At 64.0% G+C, this 15,261-nt stretch carries 12 protein-coding genes; 4 read left to right on the top strand and 8 right to left on the bottom strand.

The window, feature by feature from the left end; translation table 11 throughout:
- Positions 1–169: 169 nt before the first annotated feature.
- Positions 170–1,285, bottom strand: a complete 1,116-nt coding sequence (locus AC788_RS19495) for a branched-chain amino acid ABC transporter substrate-binding protein (protein ID WP_049862195.1) — start codon at positions 1,283–1,285, stop codon at positions 170–172.
- Between the two features lie 370 nt (positions 1,286–1,655).
- Here AC788_RS19495 and AC788_RS19490 point away from each other — a divergent pair, with 370 nt between their 5' ends.
- Positions 1,656–1,961 (top strand): DUF2288 domain-containing protein, encoded by a 306-nt coding sequence (locus AC788_RS19490; protein WP_049862369.1) that lies wholly within the window; start codon positions 1,656–1,658, stop codon positions 1,959–1,961.
- Between the two features lie 177 nt (positions 1,962–2,138).
- On the opposite strand, the gene rapA is transcribed toward AC788_RS19490, so the two are convergent.
- Entirely contained in the window at positions 2,139–4,985 is a 2,847-nt protein-coding gene (rapA, locus tag AC788_RS19485) for an RNA polymerase-associated protein RapA (protein ID WP_049862194.1), read from the bottom strand.
- Between the two features lie 202 nt (positions 4,986–5,187).
- Here rapA and apbC point away from each other — a divergent pair, with 202 nt between their 5' ends.
- Positions 5,188–6,282: an iron-sulfur cluster carrier protein ApbC gene (apbC, locus tag AC788_RS19480; protein WP_049862193.1), complete on the top strand. Its 1,095-nt coding sequence runs from the start codon at positions 5,188–5,190 to the stop codon at positions 6,280–6,282.
- Between the two features lie 126 nt (positions 6,283–6,408).
- Here the strand turns inward: apbC and AC788_RS19475 are convergent, their stop codons facing one another.
- A complete protein-coding gene (locus AC788_RS19475) occupies positions 6,409–6,618 on the bottom strand; it encodes a cold-shock protein (protein WP_049862192.1) in 210 nt (69 codons plus the stop codon).
- Positions 6,619–6,942: 324 nt separating this feature from the next.
- On the opposite strand from AC788_RS19475, the gene dcd reads away from it, so the two are divergent.
- Complete coding sequence (dcd, locus tag AC788_RS19470) at positions 6,943–7,509, top strand: dCTP deaminase (RefSeq protein WP_049862191.1); 567 nt, start codon at positions 6,943–6,945, stop codon at positions 7,507–7,509.
- A 97-nt stretch (positions 7,510–7,606) separates the two neighbouring features.
- On the top strand, positions 7,607–7,810 hold the full coding sequence (locus AC788_RS19465; RefSeq protein ID WP_049862190.1) for a hypothetical protein: 204 nt from the start codon (positions 7,607–7,609) through the stop codon (positions 7,808–7,810).
- A 4-nt stretch (positions 7,811–7,814) separates the two neighbouring features.
- On the opposite strand, the gene pdeM is transcribed toward AC788_RS19465, so the two are convergent.
- From pdeM to AC788_RS19440, 5 genes are all read right to left on the bottom strand, one after another.
- A complete protein-coding gene (pdeM, locus tag AC788_RS19460; protein WP_049862189.1) occupies positions 7,815–8,471 on the bottom strand; it encodes a ligase-associated DNA damage response endonuclease PdeM in 657 nt (218 codons plus the stop codon).
- A complete protein-coding gene (locus tag AC788_RS19455; protein ID WP_049862188.1) occupies positions 8,468–10,939 on the bottom strand; it encodes a ligase-associated DNA damage response DEXH box helicase in 2,472 nt (823 codons plus the stop codon). Before AC788_RS19455 ends, pdeM begins: the two co-directional genes overlap by 4 nt.
- Before the next feature lie 86 nt (positions 10,940–11,025).
- Entirely contained in the window at positions 11,026–12,105 is a 1,080-nt protein-coding gene (locus AC788_RS19450) for a lipocalin-like domain-containing protein (RefSeq protein WP_049862187.1), read from the bottom strand.
- Entirely contained in the window at positions 12,095–14,566 is a 2,472-nt protein-coding gene (locus AC788_RS19445; RefSeq protein ID WP_049862186.1) for an ABC transporter permease, read from the bottom strand. Before AC788_RS19445 ends, AC788_RS19450 begins: the two co-directional genes overlap by 11 nt.
- A gap of 1 nt (position 14,567) precedes the next feature.
- Positions 14,568–15,236: an ABC transporter ATP-binding protein gene (locus tag AC788_RS19440; RefSeq protein WP_049862185.1), complete on the bottom strand. Its 669-nt coding sequence runs from the start codon at positions 15,234–15,236 to the stop codon at positions 14,568–14,570.
- Positions 15,237–15,261 lie beyond the last annotated feature (25 nt).

Here is a 15,261-nt window from a genome sequence, read left to right as displayed (position 1 = left end):
ATGTCCGAGCGCTCTCCTTGGCGCAGTGTTGCCGGGCAGGGCAGGTGAACCGCTGGTCACGGTTTCAAGATTTTCAGGGGGCCAGGCGGTGGATTGCACCGGCTGTACCCGTCACTCGTAAAACAAAGCCCACTGCGGTGCAGTGGGCTTTGTGGGGGTGTTGCCAGGCTTACTGGGCGGCTTCGGTCTTCGGCTTGCCGAAGTGCCACTCGTAGACCACGAACTGGAAGTTCTTCAGGTCGCCCTTGGCGTCGTAGCTCAATTCACCCATTGGCGTCTTGAAGGTACCGGCGTGGATGGCTTCGGCCACCTTGTCGGTGTCTTCGCTCTTGGCGGCGGTGATGCCGTCGGCAATCACTTGCACGGCCGAGTAGGACGGGTACACGAACGGACCGCTAGGATCCTGTTTCTTGTCCTGGAAGGCCTTGGTCAGAGCGACGTTGGTCGGGTCCTTGTCGAACGACTTGGGCAGGGTGACCAACAGACCTTCGGAGGCTTCGCCGGCGATCTGCGAAATCGAGTCGTTGCCCACGCCTTCAGGGCCCATGAACTTGGCGTTCAGGCCTTTTTCCTTGGACTGGCGCAGGATCTGGCCTAGTTCCGGGTGGTAGCCACCGTAGTAGACGAAGTCGACATTGGCCTGCTTGAGCTTGGCGATCAGCGAGGAGAAGTCCTTGTCGCCGGCATTGATGCCTTCGAACACGGCGACCTTGACGCCTTTGCCTTCCAGGGTGGTCTTGACCGCGCTGGCAATGCCTTCGCCGTACTGCTGCTTGTCGTGGATCACGGCCACGGTCTTGGGCTTGACCACGTCGGCGATGTAGTTGCCGGCGGCAGGGCCCTGGGCGCTGTCCAGGCCGATGGTACGGAAGACCAGCTTGTAGCCACGCGCGGTGAGCTCGGGGCTGGTGGCCGCCGGGGTGACCATGATGATGCCTTCGTCTTCGTAGACGTCGGATGCAGGCTGGGCGGAGCTGGAGCACAGGTGACCGACGACGAACTTGACGCCGTCGTTGACCACCTTGTTGGCGACTGCAACGGCTTGCTTGGGATCGCAGGCATCGTCGTATTCGACCGCTTCGAGTTTCTTGCCGTCGACGCCGCCTTTGGCGTTGATCTGCTCGATGGCCATCTTCGCGCCGTTGAACTGCATCACGCCGTATTCGGCGACCGGACCGGTCTTGGGACCGGCGATACCGATCTTGATGGTGTCGGCCGCCATCGAGTGGCTGGCGACGCCGGCCAGAACCAGAGCGGCAAACAGTTTGGAAATCTGCTTATTCATTAGTGCTCCCTTTTTGCGTTGTATTTTTTATAGTCCTGGCCGAACAGGCGACGGACCGAATCTTGGCCATGCCCACCGCTTTACCCCCTCGGCGAGACATGGCAGACGACATCCGAATCTGCACCCGACAACTGTACCGGTACAGTGTAGAGCGCCGCTTTATCCGTTGGAAAGCTGGCGTTTGCAGCGAAATCGATCGGTTGTCGCTAAATCGACATAAAGTTACAGATTCGAGTACATTTCGGCGGGTGACAGCGCCAGAACGCCCCGATTACAAGGGCAAAACTCGAAGCTGTATATTGCAACCGGGTTTTTCCAGGTGATTCGGACGGCTATCATGGCGCCGATTTTTTTCCTGACGGTAGAACCCATGACTGAAAACGCTAGCACCCTCTATGCCAAGCTGCTGGGCGAGACTGCAATTATCGAATGGCAGGCGCTGCAACCCTTTTTCGCCAAGGGTGCCCTGTTGTGGGTCGATCCTGCGCTGGATCTGATCACGGTGGCGCAAGCGTTGGCGGAAGACGCGCACGCGTTGGTAGCTCAATGGCTGGCCGATGGGCAGGTCGAGAAGCTGTCTGCGCCGCGGGCTCTGGATTTCTGCGAGCGCGATCCGACGCTATGGGCGGTGGTGGTTTCGCCCTGGGTGGTGATCCAGGAAAGGGCATCGCAGTAAAAGCTGCACCGCACTGGTGCGGCGCTGAATCATTTTCGCTGGGGGCTGTTCAGCGCTGCATCCGATGGCGAGACAAGCGCAGGGCATGAGAGTGAGCGGGCGACACGCTCAGTAACAGGTGGGGTGAAACCGTAACGCCTTGCCCCGCAGGCTTGGGCCTGCGGGGCAAGTGATGGATCAGCCTGCTACCAGAACCCGGATCGCTTCCAGGCGCAGGGCGGCCTTCTCGAGCATCGCCAGGCCTTCCTCACGCTGCTTGCGCAGGGCGACCAGTTCACTGTCACGCACGGTTGGATTGACTGCCTGCAGAGCGGTCAGGCGTGCCAGTTCTTCATCCGTCTCGGCGGCCAGGCGATGTTGTGCCTGGGCCACGCGTTCGGCATGGCGTGGCGCGATCTTGCTTTCACCGGCAGTGATACGCGGTGCCAGCACATCGCGCTGGGCCTGGATGAACTTGTTGGCGCTGGCCTTGGGCACGCTTTCGAGCTGGTCGTTGAGGGTTTCGAACGACACGCGCGACGCCAGGTCGTTGCCATTGGTGTCGAGCAGGCAGCGCAGGGCAGCGGGCGGCAGGTAACGCCCCAACTGCAGCGAGCGCGGTGCCACCACTTCGCTCACGTAGAGCAGCTCCAGCAGCACGGTGCCAGGCTTGAGCGCCTTGTTCTTGATTAGCGCCACTGCGGTGTTGCCCATGGAACCCGCCAGCACCAGGTCCATGCCGCCCTGCACCATGGGGTGTTCCCAGGTGATGAACTGCATGTCTTCACGCGACAGCGCCTGCTCGCGGTCGTAGGTGATGGTCACGCCTTCGTCGTCGCCCAGCGGGAAGCTGGCATCGAGCATCTTTTCGCTGGGGCGCAGGATGAGCGCGTTGTCGGAATGGTCTTCGCTGTCGATGCCGAAGGCGTCGAAAAGGGTTTCCATGTAGATCGGCAGGGCGAATTGGTCGTCCTGCTCCTCGATCGCCGCCACCAGCGCCTGACCTTCGCCGTCGCCGCCGGAGTTGAGCTCCAGCAGCCGGTCACGCCCGGTGTGCAGCTCGCTTTCCAGCGCTTCGCGACAGCCACGGGCTTCGTCGATCAACGCTTGCCATTCACCGTCGTCGGCGTTTTCCAGCATCGGCAGCAAACGCGGACCGAATTGATGCTGCAGCGCGTTGCCGGTCGGGCAGGTGTTGAGGAAGGCATTGAGCGCGCCGTGGTACCACTGGAACAGACGTTCCTGCGGGCTGTTTTCCAGGTACGGCACGTGCAGCTCGATGATGTGCTTCTGGCCAATCCGGTCGAGACGACCGATGCGCTGCTCCAGCAGGTCGGGGTGCGCAGGCAGGTCGAACAGCACCAGGTGGTGGGCGAACTGGAAGTTGCGCCCCTCGCTGCCGATTTCCGAGCAGATCAGGACCTGTGCGCCGAATTCCTCGTCGGCGAAGTAGGCCGCCGCACGGTCCCGTTCCAGAATGCTCATGCCTTCGTGGAAGACCGTGGCCAGGGTGCCGGAGCGCACGCGCAGTGCATCTTCCAGGTCCATCGCGGTTTCGGCATGGGCGCAGATGACCAGCACCTTCGTGCGCTTGAGCATCTTGAGGGTGTCGATCAGCCATTCCACCCGTGGATCGAAACGCCACCAGCGCTCGGCTTCTGCGTCCTCGGCCTGGGCCTGGAAGCTGACTTCCGGGTACAGATCGGCGTGTTCGCCCAGAGGCAGTTCCAGGTATTGGTCCGGGCTCGGCAGCGGGTAGGGGTGCAGCTTGCGCTCGGGAAAGCCCTGCACCGCCGCACGGGTGTTGCGGAACAGCACGCGCCCGGTGCCGTGGCGATCGAGCAGTTCACGGATCAGGCGCGGGCCGGCTTCCTCGTCGCCGGCGTTGACCGCCGCGACCAGGGTGTCGCCATCAGCGCCAAGCAGACCATGGATGGTCTGCTGCGCGGTGGTCGATAGCCGACCCTTGTCCAGCAGCTCCTGCACGGCCTCGGCGACCGGGCGGTAATTCTCGCTTTCGGCGCGGAAGGCGGCCAGGTCGTGGAAGCGGTTCGGATCGAGCAGGCGCAGGCGGGCGAAATGGCTGTCCTGGCCCAATTGCTCGGGGGTAGCGGTGAGCAGCAGCACCCCGGGAATGACCTCGGCCAGTTGCTCGACCAGCGAATACTGCGGGCTGGCCTTTTCCTCGTGCCACACCAGGTGGTGCGCCTCGTCGACCACCAGCAGGTCCCAGCCAGCGGCGAACAGCGCATCCTGGGCCTTCTCGTCTTCGGTCAGCCATTCCAGCGAGACCAGCGCCAGTTGCGCATCTTCGAACGGGTTGCTGGCATCGCTTTCGATGAAGCGCTCGGCATCGAACAGCGCCACCTGCAGGTTGAAGCGTCGACGCATTTCCACCAGCCATTGGTGCTGGAGGTTTTCCGGCACCAGGATCAGCACGCGGCTGGCGCGGCCAGACAGCAGCTGGCGGTGAATCACCAGGCCGGCTTCGATGGTCTTGCCCAGGCCCACTTCGTCGGCCAGCAATACGCGGGGGGCGATCCGGTCGGCCACTTCGCGAGCGATGTGCAACTGGTGCGCGATGGGTTGCGCACGCACGCCGCCCAGGCCCCAGAGCGAGGACTGCAACTGCTTGCTGGTGTGTTCCAGCGTGTTGTAGCGCAGCGAGAACCACGGCAGCGGATCGATCTGCCCAGCGAACAGGCGGTCGCTGGCCAGGCGGAACTGGATGAAGTTGGACAGCTGGGTTTCAGGCAGCGTGCATTGCTCGTTCTGCGCATTCAGGCCGTGGTAGACCAGCAGGCCGTCGGCGTCGTCGACTTCGCGTACGGTCAGTTTCCAACCTTCGAAGTGGGTGATCACGTCGCCCGGGGAAAAACGCACGCGCGTCAATGGGGCATTGCGCAATGCGTACTGGCGGGTTTCGCCGGTGGCCGGGTAGAGCACGGTGAGCAAGCGACCGTCCTGGGCCAGGACGGTGCCCAGGCCGAGTTCCGCTTCGCTGTCGCTGATCCAGCGTTGCCCCGGTTGATACTGCTGCGCCATGCTGCCTGTCTCCCGCTTTTGAAAAGGCGCTGATTCTAACGGATTGGGGGGCGCAGGGCCAAAGGTATGCTGAATAATCTGGGCGCCGGGCACCGATGCCGTGGACGGCCTGCCGGCGCGCGCGCAAATCCAATCTGCCGGTGCCTGGGCAGACGCGTTAGGATAGCCGCCTGTTTTGCTCAGTCTTTGATCGGGAGTAGCCATGAGCACCGTGAATCGCGCAGCGGTGGAAGCCGTCCTTCGCCAGTACACCGACCCTTACCTGAACCAGGACCCGGTCAGCGCCGGCTGTGTGCAGGCCATCGATATCGACGGCGGGCAGGTGCAGGTGCGCCTGCAACTGGGGTACGCCGCCGGCCTGTTCAAGAACGGCTGGGCCCAGGTGTTGCAGACCGCCGTCGAAAACATCGCCGGCGTCGACCGTGCCCGCGTGCAGATCGATTGCGTGGTCCAGGCGCACAAGGCGCAGGCGCAGATTCCCGGCCTGGCCAACGTCAAGAACGTGGTGGCCGTGGCGTCGGGCAAGGGCGGGGTCGGCAAGTCGACGACCGCGGCCAACCTGGCCCTGGCCCTGGCCCGCGAAGGCGCCCGGGTGGGGATTCTCGACGCCGACATCTATGGCCCCAGCCAGGGCGTGATGTTCGGCATCGCCGAGGGCACCCGGCCCAAGGTCAAGGATCAGAAATGGTTCGTGCCCATCCAGGCCCATGGCGTGGAAGTGATGTCGATGGCCTTCCTCACCGATGACAACACGCCCATGGTCTGGCGTGGTCCGATGGTGTCCGGCGCGCTGTTGCAACTGCTCACCCAGACCGCCTGGGACGACTTGGATTACCTGGTCATCGACATGCCGCCCGGCACCGGCGATATCCAGCTGACCCTGGCGCAGAAGGTGCCGGTGGCGGGTGCAGTGATCGTCACCACGCCCCAGGACCTGGCCTTGCTGGATGCTCGCAAGGGTGTGGAGATGTTCCGCAAGGTGCACATCCCGGTGCTCGGCGTGGTCGAGAACATGGCCGTGCACATCTGCTCCAACTGCGGCCATGCCGAGCACCTGTTCGGCGAAGGCGGGGGCGAGAAGCTGGCGTCGCAATACGGGGTCGAGCTGCTGGCATCGTTGCCGCTGTCGATGCTGATTCGCGAGCAGGCCGACGGCGGCAAACCGACTGCAGCGGCCGAGCCGGAAAGCCAGATTGCCATGGTCTATCAGGAACTGGCCCGGCACGTCGGCGCGCGGATCGTCCTGCAGGAAGCCAATGCACCGGCGATGCCCAGCATTACCATGACTGACGACTGATTACCGTCGAATGGGCGGCGAGTGCACTGGGGTGCGCTCGCCGCTTTCGCGGAAAGCCGACGAATCGCGGGCATAAAAAAACCCCGCCGGTGAGGGCGGGGTCTTTTAGAAGCTGTTCAGCTCAAGTTAGACAACTTGAACTTCTTCAGCTTGCATGCCTTTCTGACCGCGGGTAGCGATGAAAGAGACCTGCTGGCCTTCTTTCAGGCTCTTGAAGCCGTCAGCCTGGATGGCTTTGAAGTGTACGAACAGGTCGTCACCGGATTGTGGAGTGATGAAGCCGAAGCCTTTTTCATCGTTGAACCACTTAACGGTACCGGTTTGGCGATTGGACATGGTGTATCTCCTTGGACAAAGTTAACTGCGGTTCGGGAAGAGCCCTGGCCGAGACTGAGTGCAAAGAGCAGGAAAATTCATGAAGATGTTGGACATCGGGTAGAGATTCTCAGTGACACAAGCAACACAGTGACGCCACCTTAACCCTTTTTCGGGAACGTGCCAATGGTCTTTTGAGGGTTTCTTGCAAATGTTGATCGGCGGCCTCGCGTCGACCTGTGGCAGGTTGGACGGGCATTGGGCGAGGCAGTCTTTGAACCCTGGCGCGAGGCCCGGTAAGATGCCGCTCGGATTCTATTCACCTCGCTATTCAGGACACCCGCCATGAGCATCAAATCGGACAAGTGGATTCGCCGCATGGCGCAAGAACACGGCATGATCGAACCCTACGTCGAACGCCAGGTGCGCGGCGAGGGCGCCGAGCGCGTGATTTCCTTCGGGGTGTCCAGCTACGGTTACGACGTGCGCTGCGCCGACGAATTCAAGGTGTTCACCAACATCAATTCGGCCACCGTCGACCCCAAGAATTTCGACGAGAAGAGCTTCGTCGACATCAAGAGCGACGTCTGCATCATTCCGCCGAACTCCTTCGCCCTGGCGCGCACCGTCGAGTACTTCCGCATCCCGCGCAACGTGCTGACCATCTGCCTGGGCAAGAGCACCTACGCGCGTTGCGGCATCATCGTCAACGTCACGCCGCTGGAGCCGGAATGGGAAGGGCACGTGACCCTGGAGTTCTCCAACACCACGACGTTGCCGGCCAAGATCTATGCGAATGAAGGGGTGGCGCAGATGCTGTTCCTGGAGTCCGACGAGGAGTGCGAAGTCTCCTACAAGGACCGCGGTGGCAAGTATCAAGGTCAGCGCGGCGTCACCCTGCCGCGCACCTGAAACCGGCGATGGGCGAACTAGTTGCCCATTTCCCACTCCATATGAGTGAACTCCCCGGCTTGCTTACCGTAGGCCGGGCCATCGCTCAGGAGTGTCTATGAAAATCGACCCGACTATCAGTGCTCAACTGGCTCAGCTGCAACCCAACCAGATTGGCATACTTGCCTGGTCGCTTCTGGCCGACTCTTACGGCCACATGGCCGGTGGAGTGCCCGGCCAACCCGATCCTGATACCCCGCAGCCGACCGAACCCGGCAGCCCAACCATCCCCGACGAGCCTCCGCCCGCGCCTGTGGCCTGACCGCTCAGGCGACCTGCCAGACGCCACCGTCGCCGACCACGTACACGCGCTGGTCGGCGTCGTTGTTCATGTTGAATCCGCCGGTGAACGCGCCGAAGGCTGGTAGCAGGCTGACCTTTGCGCCCAGCAGGTAACACGGCAGCCGCAAGCTCTGTCGGCCCCGCCCATGCAGTCGGTACACCGGGTGTATGTGTCCGGCAAGCACGTGCAGCGCCGGATGCGCATCCGGCTCGTGTTGCAGTGCGAACGGGCCCATTTCCAGAGGTTCTGTCACCACGTCGAAACGCAGCTCGGGCGGCGGGTCGCCTGCGCGCTTGTCGTGGTTGCCTCGAATCAACGTGATGCGCAGATGTGCGACTTCCGCACGCCAGGCGGCCAGCGCGCCCAGCGTTCCTGCCGAGTGCGACCCCGGTGCGTGAAGAAAATCGCCCAGGAAGATCAGGTGCCGGGTTGGGTATCTTCCCATGATCCGATCGATCACCTGCAGGTTGCTGGCGGTGGTGCCATGGGGCACGGGTTGCCCCAACTTGCGGTAGGCGGCCGCTTTGCCAAAGTGCGCGTCGGCGATCAGCAGGACTTCACGTTCAGGCCAGTAGATGGCCTTTTCGGCCAGCAACCAGAGTTCGGCACCCGCCAGTTGTACGCTGCAATACTCACTCATCCTGCGGCTTTCTCCAGGTCGCCGACCATGCGGCGGATACGATCGGCCAGCTTCTCCGAGCTCAGGCTTTCGCGGAAGCGTTCCACCAGCAGCGGAAAGCCCAGCGGTGTGGGGCGCTTGACGGCGTGCAGATCCAGTCGACGGCTGGCGATCTGTTCCAGCACGTGCTCCAGTCGCTCGACTTCGAGCTCCTGTTTCAGAACCTCTTCCTGGGCCTGGGTCAGCAGCAGGTTGCCGGCGTCGTATTGCTTGAATACCTGGAAGAACAGACCGCTGGAGGCCTGCACCTGTCGGGTACTTTTTTGCGATCCGGGATAGCCGCCGAAGACCAGCCCGGAGATCCGCGCAATCTCGCGAAAGCGTCGCAGGGCCAACTCGCCGGCGTTGAGGCTGGCCAGCACGTCGTTCAATAGACCCTGGGCGCTGAGCAGCGCCGGGTCGAGTTGGGTGGCCCAGTCCACTTCCGTGGCGCTTAGCAGCTCCAGGCCGTAGTCGTTCACGGCAATGGAGAAGGTCAGGGGTTGGCGTTGGGCCAGGCGCCAGGCGAGCAGACTGCCTAGCCCCAGGTGCACCTGACGACCGCCGAAGGGGTAGAGGAACAGATGCCAGCCCTCGCGCGATTTGAGGGTTTCCGCCAGCAGCGTGGTTTCGCTGGGCAGCGCTGACCATTGCTGCTGTACATCGAGCAGCGGGCGTACGGCGCGCATCTCGGGACTGTCGTACTCACCACGAGCCGCCGCGCCCAGTTTCGCCACCAGCGCGTCGGCCAATTCGCCGGACAGCGGCATGCGGCCGCCATTCCAGCGCGGCACGGCAGCTTTCTTGGCGGTGCTGCGCTTGACGTAGGCAGTCATGTCCTCGACCCGCACCAGTTCCAGTTGGCGACCAGCGAAGAGGAAACCATCGCCCGGCTTGAGGCGGGCGATGAAACCTTCCTCGACACTGCCCAGGGAGCGTCCGCCGCCGCCCTTGCTCCAGTATTTGAGCTGCAGGCTGGCATCGCTGACGATGGTACCGATGCCCATGCGGTGACGGCGGGCCAGGCGCGCGTCGGGCACGCGCCACAGGCCGTGCTCGTCCGGCTCGACTCGGCGGTAATCCGGATAGGCCGTCAACGAGTGGCCGCCGTAACGGACGAACGCCAAGGCCCATTGCCATTCGTCATCGCTGAGGTTGCGGTAGGCCCAGGTCGTGCGCACCTCGGCCAGCAGTCGTTCGGGCAGGAAGCCGCCGCCCAGGGCCATGCTGACCAGATGCTGAACCAGCACATCCAGCGGTTTTTCCGGTGATTCGCGCGGCTCGATGCGCCGCTGTGCGACCGCATCATGGGCGGCCGCCGCTTCCACCAGTTCCATGCTGTGGGTCGGTACCAGGGTGACCCGCGAAGCACGGCCCGGGGCATGTCCGGAGCGGCCGGCCCGTTGCATCAAGCGCGCAATGCCCTTGGCCGACCCGATTTGCAGCACCCGTTCCACCGGCAGGAAGTCGACCCCCAAGTCCAGGCTCGAAGTGCACACCACCGCCTTGAGCTGGCCATCCTTGAGCGCGCGCTCGACCCACTCGCGCACCTCACGCGACAACGAACTGTGGTGCAGGGCGATGATGCCCGCCCAATCCGGACGCGCGTCGAGGATCGCCTGGAACCAGATTTCGGACTGCGCGCGGGTGTTGGTGAACACCAGGCAGCTGCTGCTGCGATCGATTTCGGCCACCACCTGATCGAGCATGCGCAGGCCCATGTGACCGCCCCAGGGAAACCGTTCGATGGCTGCGGGCAACAGGGTGTCGACCTCGATGGTCTTGGCCTGGGCTCCCTGTACGCTGACGCTCGGTTGGCCGGGTAGCAGAACTTCCTGCGCATGAGCCTGGTTGCCCAAGGTGGCGGAAATACCCCAGACGATGAGTTGCGGATTCCACTGCCGCAGCCGCGCCAGGGCCAGTTGCAACTGCACCCCGCGCTTGTTGCCGATCAGTTCATGCCATTCATCGACGACAACCATAGCAACGCTGCTCAACTCTTCGCAGGCCTTGTCGCGGGCCAGCAGCAGCGTCAGGCTTTCCGGTGTGGTCACCAGCGCCGACGGCAACCGACGGGTTTGCTTAGCACGGTCGCTGCTGCTGGTGTCGCCGGTGCGCAGGCCCAGGCTCCAGCCGATCTGCAATTCGTCTACCGGTACCTGCAGGGCGCGCAGGGTGTCGGCGGCCAGGGCGCGCATGGGGGTGATCCACAACACCGTCAAGGGTGCCATGACGGGCTTGCGTTTACCCTTGGGTATGACGGGACCGGCCTTGGCGAAACGTTGCAGGGCGGCGAACCAGACCGCGTAGGTCTTGCCGGCACCGGTGCTGGCGTGAAGCATGCCCGACTCGCCGCGTTTGACGGCGGCCCAGACGTCCTTCTGGAAAGGAAACGGCTTCCATTGACGGCTGGCGAACCAGTGTTTGGCAAAAGCGCTGGGGGTCGGCATGCCTTGACGGAGCGTCCTGAGGTATTTGTACAAGGACCGCTGCGACGCCGGTTGGTTTGATATTTGTACAAAAAGCCGTGCGTGTATCAGTATCCGGTCATTTCCAGATAGCCTTCGCCGCCGTGGCTCCCGGTCAGGGTCACCGGGCCTTCCCAGTAGGGCGTGCCTACAGCCATCCAGGCCTTGGGGTTCAATGCCGTGGTTTCCACATGCAAAGCATGGCTGGGGATGTCGATGGCCCAGCGCGTGGGCACCTGCCTGCCGGCCACAAGGGTGTCCTGCAGTGGGCGCAGGCTGATGCTGCCCGGTGCCAACGGCGTGCTATGGCCTTGCGCGTCTATCCAGTTGCCGCTGAGAAAATGTTGTTCGCCGGCGCCACGCAGACGAAACACCATCAACTGCTGACCGTCGTCCAGGTGCAGGGAAAACCAGTCCCAGCCGGACTGATCGGCGGCCAACGGTTGGCTGCTCCATTCCCGGTCGAGCCAGGCACGGCCCTTGACCTGATAGCGCTTGCCTTCGATCTGCACCTGCCCGGCTGCGCTGAAAAATGGCTGGCTGTAGTAATACGAAGCCTGTCCGGCATCGGATTTGCGGCTGTAGCCCTGCTCGCCCTGAAGCACCAGCGCACGCTCGCTGGTCAGGGTCAATTGGTAGGCGAAGCCCTGGCCTTTGGCCTGCACGTCCATGGCCGCGAGGCTGTCCGCGGCGCCCGGCTGGCTGCGCAGGTGCCAATCGTCGATCCAGGCGTTGAAGGGTTTGACCTCTACACCCGCCTGGCCGATACCGCCTCGGGCCAAGGTCTGCGCGCTGTAGTGGTCAGTCGCCGAAGTGAGCCCGGCATGACCGATCCACAGATTGCGGCTGTTCCAGCCGGACGCCGTGCTGCCCGGCGCCAGGGCGCTGCGGAACAGGGTCCATTGCACACCGAAGCGCTGGCCCTGGTCGTCTTCGAGATTGGCGGTCAGGTACCACCATTCGATGCGGAAGTCCGGGTGGGCGCCATGATCGGCCGGAAAGCTGAAGACCTTGCCCGGTTTGACCTGGGCGAAGTCGCCAGCCTGTCCGCCCAGACCGGCGAAACCGGCCGGCGGCGGCGTCGGGTCGCACCCGCTCAATGCGAGCAATACAGTCAGCAACAGGGTTTGGATCAGCTTAGCGTTCACTGGCCATCACTCGCAGCAGGTCGGTGGGTTGGCTGCGTTGCAGACGCCGCATGGGCCAGGCCGAAGCCAGCATCGCGGCGATCAGTGCCAAGCCGCACAGTTGCAGAATCTGCAAGGGAAACACTTGCAACGGCAGGCGCCAGCCGAAGGCCTGTACATTGATCACCGCGACCAGACACCAGGCGAGCAGAATGCCCAGCGGCACGGCGAGCAGCAAGGTCAGCAGGGCCAGGATCAAGGTCTGCGCCACACTCAACAGGATCAGTTGGCGACGGCCGACACCCATCGCCCACAGCGGCGCGAGCTGGCCCAAGCGACTCTGGCTCTGGGTCAGCAAGCCAATGAACAGGGCGACCCCGGCCACACCCAGGGTCAGCGCATTCAGCGCGGCGGTGGCGCTGAAGGTGCGTTCGAAAACCTGCGAGGCCCATCGCTTGAGTTGCTGCTGCTCCACCACATGGCTGTCGTCCAGGCCGAACGCTTGCTGCACTTTGTTTTTCAGCGAGGCAGTATCAGCCTCGGTCATGCGCAATGCGAAGCGCGCGGGCGGGGTACCGGGCCAGTGACGCTGGAACTGCTCGGCACTGACCAGGATATGCCCCTTTGGGTTGCCGTAGTCGGCGTAGATACCCACTACGGTCGGGTTCCATTGCCCCTGAGCAGCAGGCAGTGCCAGCCGTGCTCCGATGCCCACGCCCAAGCGGCGGGCCAGTTGCTCGCTGAGCATCAGGTTGTCGCCGGAAAACAATTGATCCCACGGATTGCCGGCGGCCTGTTCGAGCAGCGGCCAGTGCTGGCGATAGAGAGGTGCATCGATCACAGCGGCCAATTCGGTTGGCCAGCCTTGCTGACGGATCTGCATTTCCCAGCCCGGCAGCACCTGTCGCACTTCATTCTGTTGCTGCAACCAGTGCTGCAGCGCCTGAGCCTGCTCGGGGTGTTGCGGGCGCAGGTACAGCTCGGCGCTCAGGCGCTGTTCCAGCCAGCCACTGAAAGTCTGCCGAAAACCCTCGGTCATGCTCGCGGCGCCGATGTTGGCGGCCAAGGCCAACAGCAATGCCATGAGCGCCAGGCTCAGGCCTGGCAACTGCTGGCGGCAGTCGGCAAGGAACCATTGCCCCAGTACGCCCCAACGGCGCCGGGCGAGCAGGGCGAGGACAGTGCTGAGCAGGACCGGCAGGGCCAGTGCCGCCGCCAGCAAGAGGCTGCCCATCAGCACGAAGCCAATGGCCAGACCGTTGCCGAACACGGCACACGCCAGCGCCAATACAGCTGCCGCCGCAGCCACTAAGGCCTGACGCCGCAGCCACTGGCGATGGGCCTGATGCCAGGCTTCGCCACCCGACAGAGACAGCAGCGGCAGGCGTGCGGCGCGCCACAGGCTGTCGGCACCGGCCAGCAGTACGCCGCCCAGGCTCAGCGCCAGGCCTGCCAGCCACCACGACGGACTCAGGTTCAATTGCCCGGCGACTTCCGCACCATACAGACCGCGCAGGCTGGCGGCGACGTCCGGCAGCAGCAGGCTGGCCAGTCCGTAGCCACTGGCAATGCCGGCCAGGCCACCGAGCAGCGCCAGCAAGCCCAGCTCCAGCACCAGAGCCAGCACCAGCAAGGCCGCGCTCACGCCACAGGCGCGCAGGGTGCGCAGCAGGGCGCGGCGTTGCTCCAGCGCCAGGCCGATAGCGGCATGGACGATGAACAGACCGACCACGAAGGCCAGCAGGCCCAGGGCGGTCAGGTTCAGGTGGAAACTGTCGGTCAAACGGGCAAGGTCGCCATCGGCGTCGCTGCGGTTGATCTGCAGGCGCTCTGTGTAAGCCTCGGGAAGAGCGTGCTGGAACGTCCCGGGCAGCAGCAGTCGGCTCAACTGGTCGGGCATCTGCAGGACCGTCTGCGCCGCACCGATGTCCATCAGCAACACCCCGGGTGCCGCCTGGGCGCGTGTCTGCAAGGGAGGCAGCGTGCTGCCGTTGCTGGTCTGCAGGCGTGCGCCTTCCTCTGCGCCCAGTTCGCGCAGGGTCTGTGGTGCCACCCAGGTTCGGCCGGGTGCGCCGATGAAGGCGCTCAGCTCATCCACACTGGGCACCGTGCCCGCCACGGGACTGCCCACCGGCAACGTCAAGGGTTCGATCCCAACCACTTGCAGGCGCAGTTGCGGGTGGGAGGGCAGGGTGATTCGACCTTCGAGCACCGGCGAGACCGGCCAACCCTGCAGGCGCAGGTCAACGAAGGTCGATTGCGCCAATTCTGCGCCGTCGCGTGCCACGATGTTCGCCTGGGCCTGCCCGCCGATCATCTGGCTGGCCAGTGCATAGCTCTGCCGCGCCTGGCTGTTCAGCGCGAGTACGCCGGTAAACAACGCAGTGGCCAGCCACAGGCCGGGGATCAGTGCCACGCCCGGGGCCGGATGCCGGCGCCAACGGCTGAGCAGGCAGCGCAGGGTCCAGTACAGCACCGCCACGTCAGCGATCCGCCCCGGCGACGATGCGGCCGGCCTTGAGTACCACGCGATGTTCAAGGCGCTCGGCCACCAGCGGGCTGTGGGTCACCATCAAAAGCGTGCTGCCTGTGGCTTGCAGCAGCTCCAGCATCAGGTCCAGCGCCTGTTCGCTGGTGGCCTCGTCGAGGTTGCCGGTGGGCTCGTCGGCCAGCAACAGCGGCGGGCGCGAGGCCAGGGCGCGGCCCAGGGCCACGCGCTGCTGCTGCCCGCCGGACAGTTGCTCGGGGTAGCGCTGCAACAGGGCCGACAGGCCCAGCCGTTCGGCAAGCTCGCGCTGCCAGGCGGGGTCCAGGCGTCCGGCCAGACGGGCCTGGAAGGCCAGGTTATCGGCCACGCTGAGGCTGCCGATCAGGTTGAACTGCTGGAAGATCAGACCGATGTCGCAGCGCCGCCAGCGCGCCAGTTCCCGTTCGCTCATCTGGGTAAGCACCTGCCCGGCGGCTTCGATTCGTCCGCTGTCGGCGACATCCAAACCGGCCACCAGATGCAGCAGGGTACTTTTGCCGCTGCCCGATTCACCCATCAGGGCCAGGCTGGCGCCACGCTCCAGGTGCAGGTCGATGCCTTGCAGCACGGGCAGCGGGCCTTGCGGTGTGGAGTAGGTCTTGTGCAAACCCTGGATACGCAACATGGGCTGGTTTCTTCATGACGGTGAA

Source organism: Pseudomonas sp. RIT-PI-a (genome assembly GCF_001187875.1).
Classification (GTDB): Bacteria; Pseudomonadota; Gammaproteobacteria; order Pseudomonadales; family Pseudomonadaceae; genus Aquipseudomonas; species Aquipseudomonas coleopterorum.
This window is presented reverse-complemented; position numbering and strand designations above follow the sequence as displayed.

Bases quoted from the DNA above. Each gene is read 5' to 3' on its own strand.
- AC788_RS19495 (WP_049862195.1), bottom strand. From the start codon at position 1,285: ATGAATAAGCAGATTTCCAAACTGTTTGCCGCTCTGGTTCTGGCCGGC.
- AC788_RS19490 (WP_049862369.1), top strand. From the start codon at position 1,656: ATGACTGAAAACGCTAGCACCCTCTATGCCAAGCTGCTGGGCGAGACT.
- rapA (WP_049862194.1), bottom strand. From the start codon at position 4,985: ATGGCGCAGCAGTATCAACCGGGGCAACGCTGGATCAGCGACAGCGAA.
- apbC (WP_049862193.1), top strand. From the start codon at position 5,188: ATGAGCACCGTGAATCGCGCAGCGGTGGAAGCCGTCCTTCGCCAGTAC.
- AC788_RS19475 (WP_049862192.1), bottom strand. From the start codon at position 6,618: ATGTCCAATCGCCAAACCGGTACCGTTAAGTGGTTCAACGATGAAAAA.
- dcd (WP_049862191.1), top strand. From the start codon at position 6,943: ATGAGCATCAAATCGGACAAGTGGATTCGCCGCATGGCGCAAGAACAC.
- AC788_RS19465 (WP_049862190.1), top strand. From the start codon at position 7,607: ATGAAAATCGACCCGACTATCAGTGCTCAACTGGCTCAGCTGCAACCC.
- pdeM (WP_049862189.1), bottom strand. From the start codon at position 8,471: ATGAGTGAGTATTGCAGCGTACAACTGGCGGGTGCCGAACTCTGGTTG.
- AC788_RS19455 (WP_049862188.1), bottom strand. From the start codon at position 10,939: ATGCCGACCCCCAGCGCTTTTGCCAAACACTGGTTCGCCAGCCGTCAA.
- AC788_RS19440 (WP_049862185.1), bottom strand. From the start codon at position 15,236: ATGTTGCGTATCCAGGGTTTGCACAAGACCTACTCCACACCGCAAGGC.